General features: G+C 61.8%; 17 protein-coding genes and 1 pseudogene. 2 read left to right on the top strand and 16 right to left on the bottom strand.

The genetic code is table 11. The features are described from left to right. Positions 1-7: 7 nt before the first annotated feature. The 16 genes and pseudogenes from ACFVJ3_RS33150 to ACFVJ3_RS33075 all read right to left on the bottom strand — a co-directional run bounded on the left by ACFVJ3_RS33150 (position 8) and on the right by ACFVJ3_RS33075 (position 12,604). The gene (locus tag ACFVJ3_RS33150) at positions 8-493 is read right to left on the bottom strand and encodes an SRPBCC domain-containing protein (RefSeq protein WP_378456091.1); all 486 of its coding nucleotides are present in this window, start codon (positions 491-493) and stop codon (positions 8-10) included. A gap of 3 nt (positions 494-496) precedes the next feature. After that, positions 497-838, bottom strand: coding sequence for a helix-turn-helix transcriptional regulator (locus ACFVJ3_RS33145; RefSeq protein WP_005254327.1), 342 nt, complete (start codon positions 836-838; stop codon positions 497-499). Positions 839-893: 55 nt separating this feature from the next. Further along, positions 894-1,150 (bottom strand): annotated as a pseudogene (locus ACFVJ3_RS33140) (hypothetical protein); the annotation flags it as partial. Positions 1,151-1,256: 106 nt separating this feature from the next. Then, a complete protein-coding gene (locus ACFVJ3_RS33135) occupies positions 1,257-1,580 on the bottom strand; it encodes a hypothetical protein (RefSeq protein WP_378456090.1) in 324 nt (107 codons plus the stop codon). Between the two features lie 423 nt (positions 1,581-2,003). Next, positions 2,004-2,486, bottom strand: coding sequence for a VOC family protein (locus ACFVJ3_RS33130; protein ID WP_378456089.1), 483 nt, complete (start codon positions 2,484-2,486; stop codon positions 2,004-2,006). 65 nt (positions 2,487-2,551) lie between these two features. Next, positions 2,552-3,727 (bottom strand): branched-chain amino acid ABC transporter permease, encoded by a 1,176-nt coding sequence (locus ACFVJ3_RS33125; RefSeq protein WP_378456088.1) that lies wholly within the window; start codon positions 3,725-3,727, stop codon positions 2,552-2,554. Continuing rightward, a complete protein-coding gene (locus tag ACFVJ3_RS33120; RefSeq protein WP_378456087.1) occupies positions 3,724-4,614 on the bottom strand; it encodes a branched-chain amino acid ABC transporter permease in 891 nt (296 codons plus the stop codon). The genes ACFVJ3_RS33125 and ACFVJ3_RS33120 overlap by 4 nt, the downstream gene beginning before the upstream one ends. Beyond that, the gene (locus ACFVJ3_RS33115) at positions 4,611-5,369 is read right to left on the bottom strand and encodes an ABC transporter ATP-binding protein (RefSeq protein WP_378456086.1); all 759 of its coding nucleotides are present in this window, start codon (positions 5,367-5,369) and stop codon (positions 4,611-4,613) included. Before ACFVJ3_RS33115 ends, ACFVJ3_RS33120 begins: the two co-directional genes overlap by 4 nt. Continuing rightward, positions 5,369-6,118 carry an ABC transporter ATP-binding protein gene (locus ACFVJ3_RS33110; RefSeq protein WP_378456085.1) on the bottom strand — a complete coding sequence of 250 codons (750 nt, stop codon included), beginning with the start codon at positions 6,116-6,118 and terminating at the stop codon, positions 5,369-5,371. The genes ACFVJ3_RS33115 and ACFVJ3_RS33110 overlap by 1 nt, the downstream gene beginning before the upstream one ends. Before the next feature lie 56 nt (positions 6,119-6,174). Further along, positions 6,175-7,386 (bottom strand): substrate-binding domain-containing protein, encoded by a 1,212-nt coding sequence (locus ACFVJ3_RS33105; protein WP_378456084.1) that lies wholly within the window; start codon positions 7,384-7,386, stop codon positions 6,175-6,177. 401 nt (positions 7,387-7,787) lie between these two features. Further along, positions 7,788-8,933 (bottom strand): hypothetical protein, encoded by a 1,146-nt coding sequence (locus ACFVJ3_RS33100; RefSeq protein WP_378456083.1) that lies wholly within the window; start codon positions 8,931-8,933, stop codon positions 7,788-7,790. A gap of 21 nt (positions 8,934-8,954) precedes the next feature. Next, entirely contained in the window at positions 8,955-9,335 is a 381-nt protein-coding gene (locus ACFVJ3_RS33095) for a hypothetical protein (protein WP_378456082.1), read from the bottom strand. Next, entirely contained in the window at positions 9,332-10,339 is a 1,008-nt protein-coding gene (locus tag ACFVJ3_RS33090; protein ID WP_378456081.1) for a phosphotransferase family protein, read from the bottom strand. The genes ACFVJ3_RS33095 and ACFVJ3_RS33090 overlap by 4 nt, the downstream gene beginning before the upstream one ends. After that, complete coding sequence (locus tag ACFVJ3_RS33085; RefSeq protein ID WP_378456080.1) at positions 10,336-11,553, bottom strand: acetyl-CoA hydrolase/transferase family protein; 1,218 nt, start codon at positions 11,551-11,553, stop codon at positions 10,336-10,338. The genes ACFVJ3_RS33090 and ACFVJ3_RS33085 overlap by 4 nt, the downstream gene beginning before the upstream one ends. Continuing rightward, entirely contained in the window at positions 11,550-12,425 is an 876-nt protein-coding gene (locus tag ACFVJ3_RS33080) for a cyclase family protein (protein ID WP_378456079.1), read from the bottom strand. Before ACFVJ3_RS33080 ends, ACFVJ3_RS33085 begins: the two co-directional genes overlap by 4 nt. Beyond that, positions 12,422-12,604 carry a hypothetical protein gene (locus ACFVJ3_RS33075; RefSeq protein WP_378456078.1) on the bottom strand — a complete coding sequence of 61 codons (183 nt, stop codon included), beginning with the start codon at positions 12,602-12,604 and terminating at the stop codon, positions 12,422-12,424. Before ACFVJ3_RS33075 ends, ACFVJ3_RS33080 begins: the two co-directional genes overlap by 4 nt. A gap of 605 nt (positions 12,605-13,209) precedes the next feature. On the opposite strand from ACFVJ3_RS33075, the gene ACFVJ3_RS33070 reads away from it, so the two are divergent. After that, positions 13,210-14,529 carry an amidohydrolase family protein gene (locus tag ACFVJ3_RS33070; protein ID WP_378456077.1) on the top strand — a complete coding sequence of 440 codons (1,320 nt, stop codon included), beginning with the start codon at positions 13,210-13,212 and terminating at the stop codon, positions 14,527-14,529. 11 nt (positions 14,530-14,540) lie between these two features. Next, complete coding sequence (locus tag ACFVJ3_RS33065; protein WP_378456076.1) at positions 14,541-15,407, top strand: sugar phosphate isomerase/epimerase family protein; 867 nt, start codon at positions 14,541-14,543, stop codon at positions 15,405-15,407. The last annotated feature ends 81 nt before the right edge of the window (positions 15,408-15,488 follow it).

Below are 15,488 nucleotides of genomic sequence, written 5' to 3'. Positions count from 1 at the left end.
GGCGGCTTCAACCCTTGATGAGGTCGTCGATCTGGCCGATCGCCTGCGAGGCACCCTCCACCACGCCCATGTCGAGCACCTGCTGGAGACCCTCGGCTGTTGCGTAGGTGCTGACGTAGGTGGCGATGGTGCTGCCGTCCCTGTCCTCGAAGGAGAACTCGTTGGTGGACACCGGCATCGATTCGATCGGGGTGAAATCCGCGTCGGCGAATCCGTCGGTGAAGGTGAAGCCGGTCGGCTCATCGACGGAGATGATGTTCCAGTACCCCGCATGCTTGTCGCCCTCGGGTCCGGTCATGTAGTAGGTGACCCGACCGCCGGGGGTGAACTCATGGTCGACCACCGTCGCCGGGTACGTCGGTGGACCCCAGATCTTCTCGAGTTGGCGGGGATCGGCATAGATCTGCCAGATCCGCGCCGGGGGCGCGGCGAACTCGGCGGTGATGGTCAGGGTCAGCGCATCCGTGTCGTGGCTGACATTGGTGACAGGCATCGTTCATTCCTTCCGTTGGGGTTGCGTTGCGATCAGTTCGTCGATGCGTGCGATACGCCCACGCCAGACCTGTTCCAGCTCGGCGAGCATGGACGACACCGCGCGAACTGCTTCCACATCGCCCGTGGCGAGTTGTTCACGGCCGCTGCGTCGTTTGACGAGTAAGCCGGACTTCTGGAGGACGGCGACGTGCTTCTGTACCGCAGCGAAGCTCATGTCGTACTTCGCTGCCAGTGCCGAGACGGAATGCTCGCCGGCCAGCACGCGACGCATGATGTCGCGCCTCGTTCGGTCGGAAAGCGCGTGGAACAGGGCATCGGCCTGGTCCTCATCTGTTTCTGACACAATCAGAACATACAACCAATCGGTTGTATGTGCAAGGTCGCTTCGACTCTCAGGATGCGAGCGAGGAGGTCGCATGTGCGCGCACCGCGGCCTTGGAGGCGATTGACGACGAGGACGTCACCGGCAGGCAGCGGCAGCAGGGCGGGCGTCGTGGTCGAGGTGGGCGATCGCGGCATGCCGGGGCCCGCGCGTGCGGATTGCGCGGGTGATGTGCGGCCACGCGCTAAGCCGGTGGAAGGTGGTCCCATACTCGGAAACGGTAGCCGGACGAGCGGGCGGGTCGGCGGATCTCACCTCGGTGTGCACACTCATCCGGGGGCTGGCGTGGTTCGCTACATTGTCGACATCCGGTTGCGCCGAACCTCTCTTGTCCTGGCGGAAGGGTCATGTCCCCAAGCTGCAGAGCCAGCTTGACGGTTCACATGAACGCCAGCATAGGAAACAGCGCGATCGCGGAGACGGTGATCCCCGCAGCGCCGGCGACGACGCCCAGCAAAGCTCGCAAGGATGCGGCCTCGTCGTCGGCCACCGAGGACCGCAACGTGGCGATGGCCCCGCAGAGGACCGCTGTCACGCCCAGGACGAAGCCGAGTCCGACCACCCAGAACGAACCAATGGAGATCGCCCCCAGGATGATCGACACGGCAGGTAACCGTGAACCATGCCGCGTCGATACCTCCTCGCTGCCGGAGAAGCACACGCCGTTGTCGGCACGTGAGCCGCGGGGGACGGTGGCGGTCATGATCCTCCTTCGCGCGGTTGACGAGTCGGCGGGCATATGTCCGCGTCACACGACCGAAGCGTTCTCGGGGACTGTCAGTTGACGAACCCAGGCGACGGTGTCGAGGCCGATTAGTGGGCGGCAGTCACGACTCGGTCGAGAGTGGTATCCAGCTTGTGACTGGACCCTTCAAAGAAGTTAGCACTCATGCGAGGCGAGTGCTAACTCTTTTTGATAAGTGACTTCAGCTTTCTGCGTGTAGTGGACCTGTTTCGTACGGGGGCCAGGCCCGCTGGTGCAAGCGTCCGACTCCGATTCGCCGGCCGCACCTCAGCAATCGAGCGCGAGGACCACGCGTCCAATTGGCACCGGACCGCGTCGCCACTCTCGCGAGTAGCGACCGGTCCGGTCGACTATCGGAACAAACCCGGGAGGCGATTGGCCTCAGACGACGAAACCGCCCGGCCCCATTACCCCGGTTTGAATCCATTTCTCGAGATCTTCCCGTGCGGATTCATCAACGAACTCGAAGCGAACCCCGCCGGTAGTCTTCGGGTTCGTGTACCACGCAAATGTGGTCCCATCGGGGTTCAAAACCTCGCCATCCGATTCCACTCCGGAATCGAGATACCGCTTCTTGTTTTCATCGATTTTCGGGTCCCACATGCCGATGTGATGCACGCCCTCCCCGTGACCAGTGGAATAAACTCCGTCACCCTTGGCTTCGAGCAGTTCCATATAGGGGGGTCCTTGTTGAGAATATGTAACTCGCAGATCGAACTCGTGTTCGTCGGGATCGACCAGCCTATTGAGATGGACTTCAGTCGGCTCGTGGAAGGTAAGCCCAAAAAGCTGACCGTACAGCTTGATTGCGTTGTCGATGTCTCTGACGAGAATTCCGTAGTGATAGACGTTCGGTGATTCCATTTGCATTCCTTTCGGGACTGCGAGCAAATTGGACGCCGGGAAGGCCGTGCGAAACCTGCCTTCCCCTAATGCTTCTTCCTGATCTCATCCACTCCAATCGGTTCATCCGAAGGCAGAATTCGTGCATTTTCATTCATGTTCTGCGGTCGCATTGTCCGGAGCCAGGAGTTGGTACGGTCGACAAGACCGACTATGCCATCTGGAAAAAACAGCACAATCAGGATAAACAGAAATCCTAGGACGAAGAGCGGTTCGGACACTGTGCGACTTGCCCATCCAGGTAGGCCGTCGAGGACGCCGGATGTAGAAAGCTCGGGCAGCCTCAAAGTCAGGATTCCGTATACGAGGCCACCGATCGCTGCACCCCAGATCCGGCCGCGTCCGCCCAGTACCACCACGACGATCAATGCAAGACTGAAATGCACTGACGCGCTGGACGGATTGGCGCCACGCGCAACCAAGAGATAAACCGCCCCGCCTGCCGCCGCGATCACGCCGCCGAAAGCATATGCAACCAGCTTGTAGCTGTACGACAACAACCCAAGACTTTCGACCCGATCCTCGTTCTCGCGGATCGCTTGCCAAACCTGGCCACAACGAGACCGCGTCGCCATCCATGCCAGAAGGTAGGCGACGACGGCGAATGCAAGCGATAGCCAGTAAAGCCAGCGGACATCGCGGGCGCTCGCGAGCAGATCGGGGATCTGCTTGAAGGCAACAGGCAGGCCCTCCTCGCCGCCGAAAATCCCCACAGGATCTACCAGGAGCAAGATATAGAAGGCCTCGCCGAACGCCAGTGTGACCATTGTGAAGGCGACTGCCTTCACGCGAAGGGCGATCGCTCCCAGCGCGGTATTGACCAGCCCAGACAGCACGATGGCGAGCGCTGCGGCGGAAAAATACCCCAGGCCTGCGTGCATCAGCAGGTTGGTTGCGTAGATTCCCAGAGCGAAAACCAGGGCATGACCAGCGCTCAGCAGGCCGGTGTATCCAAATACGACGTCGAAAGATATCGCGACACCAGCGAACACGAGGCCAATCGACAAGATGAGCAGAGAACCAGAACTCGACAACTGTCCGGGGAGAAGGATCGGAATCGGAACATCCAACATCGGTAGGGCAGCCAAAACGAGAACGACCGTGAGGCCCACTCGCGCCCCGACGGAAATCCGACTCGGACGCATTTTCCCCGGACCACGATCGACGGGCAACTCTGTTTGGGTACCGGATAACGGAATCATGCTGATGCAACCCTTCCGAGCAAGCCCTGTGGGCGCAGTAATAGCACAGCCGCAAGCAGACCGACGACCGCGATGTCGCCCAGTCCGGTGCTGACGTAGAAGTTCACGATTTGCTGAGTAAAGGCGACGAGAGCGGCAGCGATGGCGGTGCCGCCGATAGATCCGAGTCCGCCGATAATCACCACGATGAAAGCGAAGATCAACAAATTCGGACCGAGTGCAGGAGTAATTCCCGTGAAGTAGACCGCGCCCAGCGCGCCACCCAGGCAGGCCAAGGCTGCGCCCAGTACGAACACGAAGGTGAAGCTCCGCGCGACATCAATTCCCAGCGCCTGAACCATCCGCCTGTTCTCGACACCTGCGCGGATGATCAACCCATACTTGCTCTTCTTCATGAAGAACAGCAAGCTCACCAGCACCAAGGCTGATATGCCGAAGATAAGGATTCTGCTGTTGGGAATGCGTCCACCGAGGATCACCGTGACGTCGGTGAACCAGGCCGGCTGTGCGATCGATTGCGGCGAATACGAAAATATACCGCCGATGAGACCCTCCACGACGAATGCGAGCCCCAACGTGATAAGGATCTGCGTGAGGTGATCACCATAGTTGCGCGCTATCAGCGTCCGCTCTACGAAATATCCTAGAACGCATCCGAATATGACCGCGACAACTATGGCGACAGCGAAACGTGCAGCGAGGGAATCTATCAAGTCGAACCGGTCCATGACGACCCAGGCCACATATCCGCCCACCCCAAAGATGGCGGCATGCGCCACATTCAAGACGTCCATCAAGCCGAATATCAGGGAAAGCCCTGAAGACAGGAGGAAATACAGGCCCGCGAGTCCGAGGCTGGTAGCAGTGAGGACGATAAGAGTTGTCATTGTGCAGACCCCTTTTCGGTCCCGATCGTGTTGCTGTCGCGGGAAGACGGTGCGACACCGAGGTAGCGCTGCGTGAGATCCGCATCTGCGGCCAAATCCTCCATCGAACCGGTAAATACAACTGCGCCATGGTCCAGTACGATCGCATCAGTGGCCAGGCGCTGCGCGACTCGGATGTTCTGGTCGACCAGCAAGATTGTGGTGGCGCTGGCAGCCTTCGCCAGAGCCTCGACTACCTGGCCGACCACGATGGGCGCCAATCCCTTGCTCGGCTCGTCGATGAGGAGCAAGCGGTTCGGGTTCAGGATGGCACGCGCGATTGCCACCATCTGCTGCTGGCCTCCGGACAGCGCTCCCGCCCGCTGAGCGCTCCGGCGCAGCAAGTCTGGAAACAATTCGTGTACGAGATCCAGTCGTTGGGTCGCCTCCGGTGTCCGAGCAGCCAATCGAAGATTCTCGGCGACAGTCAACGTGCTGAATACCTCGCGGTCCTCGGGCACGTATCCGATACCTCGGCGGACCAGGTGGTGGGTCGGCACGCCCAAGGTCTCTTCGCCGTAGAGCCTGATGCTGCCGCTGCCCTCGAGCAAACCGAGAATTGTCATCAAAGTTGTCGTCTTCCCCGCACCGTTGCGACCGAGCAGTGCGGTGACACGACGTGGACGTACCTCGAATGACACGCCCTCCAGCACATGTGCTTCGCCGCGGTGCACCTGAAGGTCTCGCACGGACAGGGCCGCGTCGCCGGCGGACATCAGAACTCCGGCCCGAGGTAGGCGGCTTGGACCCGCGGATCGGACATCACTGCGTTCGGCTCATCGCACAGGAGAAGACCGCCGTCTTGCATGACGGCAATACGATCTGACGCGTCGAGAACCAGATCCATTCGATGCTCGACCATTACCACCGTACGGCCCGAGTCGTGCACCGCCCGTACGACGTCGATCAGCGCGTGGACATCCTCGGCGGAGACGCCGGCCGTCGGTTCGTCCAAGAGCAATACGCGCGGGCGCGCGCACAACGCGAGGGCTATCTCGAGCTTCCGCTTGTCTCCGTACGGTAGGTCGGAAACGATGTTTGCGCCCATGTCGTGCAGGCCGACCTCTTCGAGGTGCTCTCGCGCACGCTCAGTGGCTCGATCGTGGGCCGATGGCCTGCCCCAAAGGTTCATGCTCCCACCCAGCGCAGCCTGGGCCGCCAACCGTGCGTTCTCGAGGACCGTCAATCCAGCAAACAGGCTCGATGTCTGGAACGTCCGTCCCAAGCCGCGCCGGACACGATGTGCGGCTCCCATCTTGGTGATGTCCTGACCATCGAAGTGGACTGAACCCGATGAGGGGCGATATACCCCTGACAGGAGATTCATCAACGTGCTCTTGCCGGCCCCGTTCGGCCCGATAACGGTGAGAAACTCGCCACGCCGAACACTGAGTCCGACATCACTGACGATGGCGAATCCACCTACACTCCACGAGAGATCAACTGTCTCGAGCACATACTCCATCGCCGGACCCAGTGCCTGTGATGCCGGCCCCCTTCGGGCCGGCGCTGCGGTATTCTTCATGGTTTCGCTGCCTCGCTACCGACGTTTCCGACGGTGTGGGCGGCCAATTCGCCATCGCTGTCACTGAGCGAGACAATGTACATATCCTGAAGTAGGGCGTGGTCACCTGAGCGGATTGTCATAGGTCCTTTCGGTGCCTCGAATGACCACCCCTCGAGTGCCTCGATCATGCCTTCGACGTCGTCGGGGCCCGCAGTGGAGATTGCGTGCACGATCTGCTGAGCAGCCACGAAGCCGTCGTGGGTGGACAGGTCCGCATCAGGTACGCGCTCGGTCAGGCATTCGTTCATTTCGCCACCTGGTGCGCCGGGGTAATAGTGCGTCACGAAGTTGATCTTCTCGGCGGCATCACCGTAGATGGACCAGTGTGGCTTCTCGACCAGCACGCTCGCCACCGTGGTCGTGTCCAAGATCCCTTGTTGCGACATCGCTTGCCACATGGACGGAGCCCCATCGCCGTAATACACAACAATCAGTAGATCGGGCTTCAACTCGCTGATTCGCCGCGCGTAGGGAGTGAACTCATTCGTGTCCAAAGGCACAAGCACTTCTTCTACTTCAGATCCGCTCGATTCGAGGATGCCGGTGATCGTAGAGGCGTACTTCTGTCCGAATGCGTAGTCCTGGGCAAGCACTACCGTCTTGTTATTGTTCTTCTCGAGCACGCTGCTCAGGGCAGCCGCTTCCTGATACGCCTGTCGCGAGGCACGGAAAGTGTTGGCGTTCAGACCGGTGACGTCATCGATTCCCGCGGCACCGGAGATGTACAGGAGATTCTGTTGCTCGGCGAAGTGCCCGAGTTGGAGCGCGGCGGCGGACGATGTGGTGCCTGTGAGGATGTTTATCCCGTCACCAACCATCCTGGTGGCCGCAGCGAGTGTCTGCTCTGGATCGCCGCCGTCATCGGCGTAGACGAATTCGATCGGCTTGCCGTCAACTTCGTTGGTTCCGTCGGTACTGCAGTACAGGCCGGCCTCCAACCCGTCCTTGATCATGTTTCCGTAGGTACCAAACGATCCGGTAAGCGACGTTGTCACGCCAACTCTGATCGCATCTCCTGATGCGCCGGAACCCGTTGAACTGCAGGCGACCAAACCGACTGACGCCAGCAACGCTGCGGACAGTACACACGCGCCTCGACGCGCACCTCGTAAAATCACCACAATTTGCCCCTTCAGGAAGATTCTCGTCGCAAGAAATGCCGGCAACTGAGGAATGCGACTGGTCGAAACCGCTCAATGCTGCGTCGGAACTGGTCAATCTCATGGTCTTCGACCAAATTTGGATTGGTTCGCCACGGCCATGGGAGATTCAAAGTTCATAGACTCGAAACGCATTTCGATTATCAGAATGTCGCGCCGGATGGCTGAAGTCAAGAGTTTCGAGAAGTTTCGGCCGTCCGAGCCCCTACCGTCCCTGCCTGATGCAGCGCAGGACGTGCGCAGCACAGCTCTTGACCTGGCCGCGAAAGCCGTGGCCGCGCAGTCGGAATGGCGCAGCTCCGAGCACCGAAACCGTTGCAGGGGAGTCGTATTGCGACATTTGCCCACCAGGACGCCCGACCCTGCACTCGAAGGTGAAGGCAGGGTGGGGCGCACCGGAGCGCATCTCAGACGAGGAGGTTCCAGCCCTTCCTGCCCGACATGCACACTTCATAGGCCACGGGGTCGATAGTCTGGTATATCCCGAGAGCGGTCTGGCCGTCATCACGTGTGACACGGCAGAGATGCTCGTTGAGGCCGCGGATGCCGATCCGGGTCTCCGGTCGGCTCAGATCATACGTTTCACCCTCGGTCAGGTCGGGGCCGTCATAACCGCCTTGGTGGATATCGCGATCCGGCGTGCCGCCGTACATTCCGCATCGAAGATAGGCCGTCTGCTGACCTACCCGCTCGTAGTGGAGTTGGACTTGCTTGCCGTCATCGAACTCGTAGTCGACGATGGCTTCGACGAAGATGTCCGTGTCCGGCTCGAACCGGAGCCGGCGGGTGGGCTTGAAAACTCGTGTCGAACCCGATGTCGAGTCGCCGAACGGGTAGAACAGTCGGTCCCCCCATAGCGCCCAGTCCGGAAATGCCACGAAGGCGTTGCCGTTGGTCCCTACGTGCAGGCGGCCTCCCAGGGACAACTCCGGTCCCCCGACGCCGCGGCCGGTGCCCCAGTGGCGATCCCTCGTGCCCGCAGCATTCGGACCCAAAGTGGTTCGTTCGCCGTCGATCTCGACCCATCCGGTCACCGATCCGAAGCATTCGAATCCGCTGGTGACATCGTTGCGGCGGCCAGTCGGAAAGCCGTGCGCAGAGTCCGACAACGGCTCGCGAAAGACCTGCCGAGTGGTGTCGTGGAACGTCAAATCGTAGCTGACCCCCCACTCGTTCGGCTCGAGGACGTATCGCCACTCCCGCAGACCGCGAACAATCGTGGGCACGATCGGTCCCACACGCAGGTCGGTGCGATCCGCGCCGATCGAGCGGAAACTCCGGACAGTGGTATGTCGACCTTTCGAGTTGACGATCGCGTAGGCCTCGGCCCGGTCGAGGTTCGGATAGAGGCTGCCGCCCGTGGCGATCAGTAACTCGCCGGTGTCGTCGTGGATCACCACCCAGTGGCGCTCATACGCCCGGGGATCCCCTGTCCACATGACCCGCACGGGATCCGGGGTTTGGTGGACGAAATAGTCATCTATCGGTGACAGCGGAAACTGTTCGGCCAAGTGCTTGTCGCCGGAGATCGATTCTGGTGATAGTGCGTTCACGTTTGTTCTCCTTGCTGGCTGTCAGGTGGGATCGGTAGCAACCCGCCACTGCAGGTAACGTCCGATCTCGGCCCGACGCTGTCGACACTCGGGGTTTCTGGGAATGGTGGAGATGAGCTGAGCCAACGATCCTCGTAGCTCCTCGTTTCGCGCGGCGACGGCTGTGAGGTCGGTCGGGACAGGTGCCTGCGCCTCGACCCCGGCGTCCAGGAGTTCGGTGAGCCGAGCGTTGTCGTCCAGGAGGAAGGGCAATGCTGTGTCCCACGATGTGGCAATCCGCTTGATCAGTCGGCGGGCGTTGCTCAGCAGTTCGGACGTCTCGGCCGGAAGCGAATGGGATTCGTCAGCGAGATCGAGAAGCCGATCAACTCCGGACAATTGCTCGTGAATGGTCGGTCTCATCGGAAATCCTCCTTGACTACGAAATCGAGCAATGTCGAAAGCACCCGGCGGGTGGGGCGAAATGGCTCGTCACTACGGCCATCGAGAAACGATCGCAGACCGCTGACCTGCATCACCGCGGTCTTGAAGGTCGAGAAGGTCTGCCACCACTGAAGGCTGCTGTGGTCGACCACGAATCCTGTGGCTCGCTCGTAATGCGCGATCAGGTCGTCGGCATCCCACGCTCCGTCGATCAGGTGCTCCACCCTGCGCAGCGGCTGCGTCACCCAGCCGAGGTCCTCGAGCGGGTCGCCGAGATGAGCCAACTCCCAATCGAGCAGTGCGGTAATCCGATCACCGTCCAACAGAATGTTGCCGGGTTTGAAATCGGCGTGGACCAGGACGATGCGAGCCGGTTCGGGTGCTGACGCTCGTAGTCCGGCAATCGCAAAATCCAACTCGGGCAAAGGCTCCAGCTGGTTTTGACGCAGAACCTTCTCCCAGGCGTCGAGTTCGGCGGGCGCACCGAGCTGGCCGGAACCATCGAGTACAGCCGACAATCCGAGTGCCTGCCAGTCGGTGCTGTGGACTTGCGCCATTAGTTCGCAGAAGCTTTCGGCAAGCGCCCGCCGCTGAGTGATCGAGCGTTGCGAGTCCGACAGCACCCGGTAATCGCAGTCCCCTGGGCACCGCTGCATGATGAGCGAGGGCCGGCCGAGCCATCGCCCGTCGGCGTCGAGCCAGCGGGCAGCCGGGGTTGGCAGATCGCTGTTCTCCAGTATGCCGAGCAACGCGAACTCCACGTTGCGGTCTGTGTCGACCAAGCCTCCGTCCGGGTCGCTGCGCAGGATCAACGGCTCGCAATGCTCGGTGCCATTGCGGTCGGTCACCAGGTCGAACACCCAATTGTCCCGGGACCTACCGACACCGATGCGGTTCAGGCCTACTACTCGAGCACCGACCCCATCCAGTTGGTCGGACAGGAATCTGGTGAGACGGTCGTCAATCTCGGATGGTGCTGTCATCGTTGGTGTCCGTTCTGTTCGTGAAGGCTCGATCGGTGCTGAGGCGCCGCTATCGCGATCATCGCCTCGGCGCGTTCGCGCAGAGTCCGTCCTCTGAGATCGACGACGCCGAACTCGGTGGCCACAAAGTCGATGCTCGTTCGCGGCGTCGTGACGGTCGGGGGCTGCAACTGTCGAACGATCCGGGAGGTTCGACCGCCGTTTGCCGTCGCAGCGAGCGCGACGATCGAGGCCCCGCCGGGCGAGCGCTGAGCGGCCCGCAGGAATTCTGCTTGCCCGCCGGTGGCTCCCAAATATCTGCTGTCGATCTCTTCGGCATTGACTTGACCGGTGAGGTCCACCTGCAGTGCCGAGTTCACTGCGAACAGTCGCGGGATCGACGCTGCGGCTGCCGGACCGATTACCTCGGCGACCGGCCGTACCCACGCTGTCGACGCGGCGATGTGCTCGTACAGTTCCTCGGAGCCCGCGGCCTCGCTGATGATGACCGAACCGGGCTCTTCGCAGAGTGATCCAGCGCGATGCAGATCCAGCAGCCAATCGCCGGCGAGGGTCGATCGAACACGCAATCCGCGGCGTGCGGTCAGCGCCTTCCCGATGGCTGAGGGGACCGCGCCGATGCCGAGTTGGATGGTCCCGCCGTCAGGGATCAGCGGCAGGATATGCCTGGCGATTCCGTGGTGATCTTCATTTACTGCTGGTGTGGGCACAATGGGAAGAGGCCGGGACGTGTGGATAACGGCATCGAACGTGGAGGCCGGAAGTGTAGGCGCGGAAGTGGTCGGCATCGCGGCATTGACCTCGGCCACCACGGTCCGTGCTTCCGCGATCAGTTCGTAGGTGTAATCCATCGCCATTCCCAAGCCGTAGCATCCATGCGAATCAGCAGGGGACACCTGCATCAGGAGAACGAGGTTGCTGTGGGCACGCAAAGGCAAGAGGCGTGGCAGGTCGTCGAAATTGCAGGGGATTACCTCGGCATGGCCGGTGGCCGCGAGCTTGCCGAGCGGCCCCATTGCGCCGAAGGACACCAGCGGACGCTGCGGCGCAGATCCTATGAGTGCATCACTGTGGCTGAGTCCGACGAAGATCTCGACGTCGCGTGGGCAGGCCGCGAGAAGCTGATTGAGCAGTGGCGTCGGCTCCCCGACGCCTTGCGCCACCACAACCAGGTCTCCGGGCCGCACAAGATCGGCAGGCCAGTTGCTGTTCACAGGACCGCCACGGGCGTCACCGGAGTTCCGGTCGAGCCGACGAGGGGGATCGGAGCGAACAATAGGAAGAACGTCGAACGGTCGAGGACGGACAGCGCCTCCCCGAGTTCCGCGAGATCCAGGTTCTCGATCAGCGGCACGCCGAACTGGTGGAGGAGCACCAGATGTGCCGGAAAGCCGGGTTCAGCCGATTGCTGTTCGACCGCGTAATTGTCCGCACCGACCAACGCCACGTCACGGCTTGCGAGCCAGCGGGCGGCCTCTTCGGTGATGCCGGGTTCGTCCGCGAAGTAGGAGACGCTCGATCCCTTCGATTCCCACCACCCGGTCCGGATCAATACAGCGTCTCCCGGCTCAACCGACACGCCGGCTTCCGAAATGCCACGCTCGAGGTCTTCCGGGCCGACCGCGGTCTGCGCGGCGAGCGGCTCACCGGATGCGCGTACCAAGTCGACGAGAATGCCACGGGTGGCGACAGGTGCGAGCTTCTCGGCGCCGCAGCGCTGTGCGCCCTGCGTACTTCTGATGAGGGCAGACGAATGCCCATTGTAGAGTTCGTCCCCCGACCACGCATGGGACAGTGCGTCGACGTGAGTACCACTGTGCGTCGCGAATTGCACTGTGTCCTCCGCGAATTTGAATCCTCCCGGCGTGCGTGCGCCGAGCGCGTAATCGCCGGCGTCGCGGTTCATGAACCGCGACGGCTGCTGCCGGTGGCCGGGCGCAGGTGTCTTCGGGCCGAGAGGTTGGGCCAGTGAAAGCGTCTGTCCGGTGGCGACCAAGCCCGCGGCTCTGCGCGTCACGCCGGTTGTGACAAGGTTGAGTGCACCGGCTTCGTCGTCGGCGCCCCATCGTCCCCAGTTGTTGCTCATGCGCAACTCCGATCCTGTATCAGTTGTGCTTCCACCAGTGCCGCCGCCTGTTCGCGTAGACCTCGACGCACCAGTTTTCCGGTCACGACGTCGACCACCAGCGCCTCCGCTTGGGGCGATTCGGTAGCGCATGCTGCGAGTAGCGCAGGCAGGCTCGCCGCTGCGGGTGGGTCAGCCATGGTTCTTCGAGTCGTGATGGCACATTGCGATCTATCTCCTCATGGGGTTCTGCTCAGCGAGCTCGCGACGGTGAGCCGGCAACCCTCAAGCTCTCGGTTTTTCGAAATGATTTTCCTGTATTCGAATGCTAGCGATCCGCGCGTGGCGACGTCAAGGGTGCGGGGAGGTGGGTGTCTTCGGACTGCCCAGGGCCGTCTGGCGCCACGTGTTCGTGAATTGCCCCGCCGGGGCGACGGCGGCGCGACGGCGCGACATGCGAAGCGGGAGAGGTTAATCGCATGCGAGCACAGCCAGCGGTTCACCTCACGACGGCAGCGCCGCGCGAGGCGGACAGTGCCGGTGTCAAGTCTGCCGACTTGCCTCATCATGACCGCCCCCGACTGATACGGGATTTCTCTTGACAAGGCCGCGGTCCGGTGACACATTTCACAACTAGGAAAATGGTTCCGAATTTAGGAAGTACGCACAGCGTCGTATTCCGCTCACAGAGGGCGACGCTCGTCCGGCGCCCTATGCCGCCGGAACTGGAACGGACGATCCTGTTCGGGTCTCGCCGCTGCGCTTCACCAATCCTGGATTCCTCGAGGCTGAGAAGGAGAAAAAAGTGACGATCAAGCTTCGCAACGCACGGCTGATCGATGGGACGGGGGCAGAGCCGTATCTCGCCGAAATCGTGATCGAAGGGCAGCGGATCGTCAGTGTCGCTGCCGAGGGGACCGGGAACGGGCAGGGCCCCGACGCCACAGTCATCGACGTCGGCGGCGCGACGGTCATGCCGGGACTGATCGATGCTCACTCGCATCCGAGCTTCCTTCCCGAGATCGACCTTGCCAAAATGGGCGATCTGCCGGTCGAGGAGCACACGTTGCTCACTGCTCGCAACGCACGGCTGATGCTGGATCAGGGGTTCACCAGCATTCTGTGCGCCGCATCGGCGAAGCCGCGACTGGACCTGGTGGTCCGGAACGAAATCAACGCGGGCAACCTGATCGGACCGCGCATGCTGGTCGCATCCCCCGAGCTGACCGTCACCGGAGGAGTCGGCGATGTCCGGCTGCCGCACATGCATCGGCAATCCGTCGAGCATGTCTGCGATGGCGTGGATCAATTCCGCCAGACGACGCGGTGGTACATGCGTGAAGGCGTCGACCATATGAAGCTCGACATCTCTGGTGACGAGTTCATTCCATACGCCAAAGGCCGCATGACCACCATGACCGACGAGGAGGTCGCCGCCACGTGCCAGGTGGCCCATGCTCGCGGAAAACGCGTGGCGGCACACGCCCGAAGCGCGGAATCGGTGAAGATGTGCGTCCGCCACGGCATCGAGATCATCTTCCATGCCGATTTCACCGACGAGGAAGGTCTCGACCTGGTGGCCGAGAACAAGGACAAACACTTCGTGGCCCCGGCCTTCGGCTTCCTCCACACGTCGAGGTACGAGGCCGGCGACTGGGGGCTGACCCCGGAAGTCACTGCTTCGATGGGTCTCGACGAACAGCTGGAGAGCCTGATCGCGAACATGATCGAGCTCAAGAAGCGTGGAGTTCGAGTGTTGCCCGGCGGCGACTACTTCGTGCCCTGGAACCCGATGGGCAACAATGCCCGGGACCTGGAGCATTTCGTCAACTTCCTGGAGTTCAGCCCGATGGAGGCCATCGAGTCCGCGACCCGCCTCGGTGGCGAGCTCATGCTCCAACCAGACGATTTGGGTTGCATCAAGGCCGGTTACCTCGCTGACCTGCTGGTTCTCGACGGTGACCCATTGGAGGACATCGCGATCCTGCAGAATCAGTCGACCTTCACCGGCATCATGAAGGATGGCGTCTGGCACAAGGAACCACCGCTCTCTCGAAGCGGTGACGTCGAGAAATGGTCGATCAGCGGGTCCGCGGCCGGCGCCCCCGAACCGGTTCTTCGGTAGCGGGTACGGGAATGATCGAGGTGAATGGTCGCCAGCAGTATGTGGTGCTGGCCAACATGACCACTGTGACGACGGCCAGCTTTCGAGAACGCGTCGAGGTGGCGGCGGCCGCCGGTTTCGATGCGCTGGGCATCAGCCTGGACACGTACCGTCGGGTCGTCGCAGAGGAGATGAGCCCGAAGGAGATCCAGGCCGTCGTGGTCGACAACGGCCTGGAGATCGTCGAACTCGAAGCAGTATTCGGGTTTGCCGTTCCCACCGCCGAGACCGGCGTGCCCTTTGGCGGTGGGCTCGTGTACACCACCCCGGACGACCTGAACGAGTTTTGGGCCATGGCCGAACTTTTCGGCGCACGGCACTTGCAAGCTGTCGGGGCATTCGACCGAACGGATCTCGAGCCCGACGTCGTGGAGCGATTCGCATCGCTCTGCGACCGTGCAGCCGACGTCGGGCTGCAGATCGCTCTCGAGTTCGTGCCCACGACCAATATTCCGGACGCGGGCACGGCTCTCGCGATCATCGAGCAGTCCGGCCGGGACAATGCCGGCCTCTGCGTCGATTCGTGGCACCACACGCGCGGAGCCAACGACCTGGAGATGCTGCGGTCGATTCCGTCTCGACGAGTCACGATGATCCAGATCAACGACGGTCCAAAGGATCCCGCCGATCCTGACTTCTTGGTGGAGACCCTTCACCATCGGGCGGTGCCGGGCACCGGTGACTTCGACCTCGACGGTTTCGTCGACGCCGTGACCGAGGGCGGTGTGACCGCGCCGGTGTCTGTCGAGGTGATTTCGGACGAACTTGCCCGAATCGAACCAGCCGAGGCAGCACGCCGCTGCTACGACGGCGCGATCGAAGCGCTGGCAGGGAAATAGGTTCGTGCGTGCGGGGCCAGGCTGAACCCAGGGCATGCTTCGCTGGGCCCACGGGGGGGGCATACCTGCGTAGGAAATGCA

This window comes from Rhodococcus sp. NPDC127593, assembly GCF_042671975.1.
GTDB lineage: Bacteria > Actinomycetota > Actinomycetes > Mycobacteriales > Mycobacteriaceae > Rhodococcus_F.
This window is presented reverse-complemented; position numbering and strand designations above follow the sequence as displayed.

Excerpts from the sequence above, each read along its gene's own strand:
- ACFVJ3_RS33150 (WP_378456091.1), bottom strand. The coding sequence starts at position 493 with ATGCCTGTCACCAATGTCAGCCACGACACGGATGCGCTGACCCTGACC.
- ACFVJ3_RS33135 (WP_378456090.1), bottom strand. The coding sequence starts at position 1,580 with ATGACCGCCACCGTCCCCCGCGGCTCACGTGCCGACAACGGCGTGTGC.
- ACFVJ3_RS33130 (WP_378456089.1), bottom strand. The coding sequence starts at position 2,486 with ATGGAATCACCGAACGTCTATCACTACGGAATTCTCGTCAGAGACATC.
- ACFVJ3_RS33125 (WP_378456088.1), bottom strand. The coding sequence starts at position 3,727 with ATGATTCCGTTATCCGGTACCCAAACAGAGTTGCCCGTCGATCGTGGT.
- ACFVJ3_RS33120 (WP_378456087.1), bottom strand. The coding sequence starts at position 4,614 with ATGACAACTCTTATCGTCCTCACTGCTACCAGCCTCGGACTCGCGGGC.
- ACFVJ3_RS33115 (WP_378456086.1), bottom strand. The coding sequence starts at position 5,369 with ATGTCCGCCGGCGACGCGGCCCTGTCCGTGCGAGACCTTCAGGTGCAC.
- ACFVJ3_RS33110 (WP_378456085.1), bottom strand. The coding sequence starts at position 6,118 with ATGGAGTATGTGCTCGAGACAGTTGATCTCTCGTGGAGTGTAGGTGGA.
- ACFVJ3_RS33095 (WP_378456082.1), bottom strand. The coding sequence starts at position 9,335 with ATGAGACCGACCATTCACGAGCAATTGTCCGGAGTTGATCGGCTTCTC.
- ACFVJ3_RS33090 (WP_378456081.1), bottom strand. The coding sequence starts at position 10,339 with ATGACAGCACCATCCGAGATTGACGACCGTCTCACCAGATTCCTGTCC.
- ACFVJ3_RS33080 (WP_378456079.1), bottom strand. The coding sequence starts at position 12,425 with ATGAGCAACAACTGGGGACGATGGGGCGCCGACGACGAAGCCGGTGCA.
- ACFVJ3_RS33075 (WP_378456078.1), bottom strand. The coding sequence starts at position 12,604 with ATGGCTGACCCACCCGCAGCGGCGAGCCTGCCTGCGCTACTCGCAGCA.
- ACFVJ3_RS33065 (WP_378456076.1), top strand. The coding sequence starts at position 14,541 with ATGATCGAGGTGAATGGTCGCCAGCAGTATGTGGTGCTGGCCAACATG.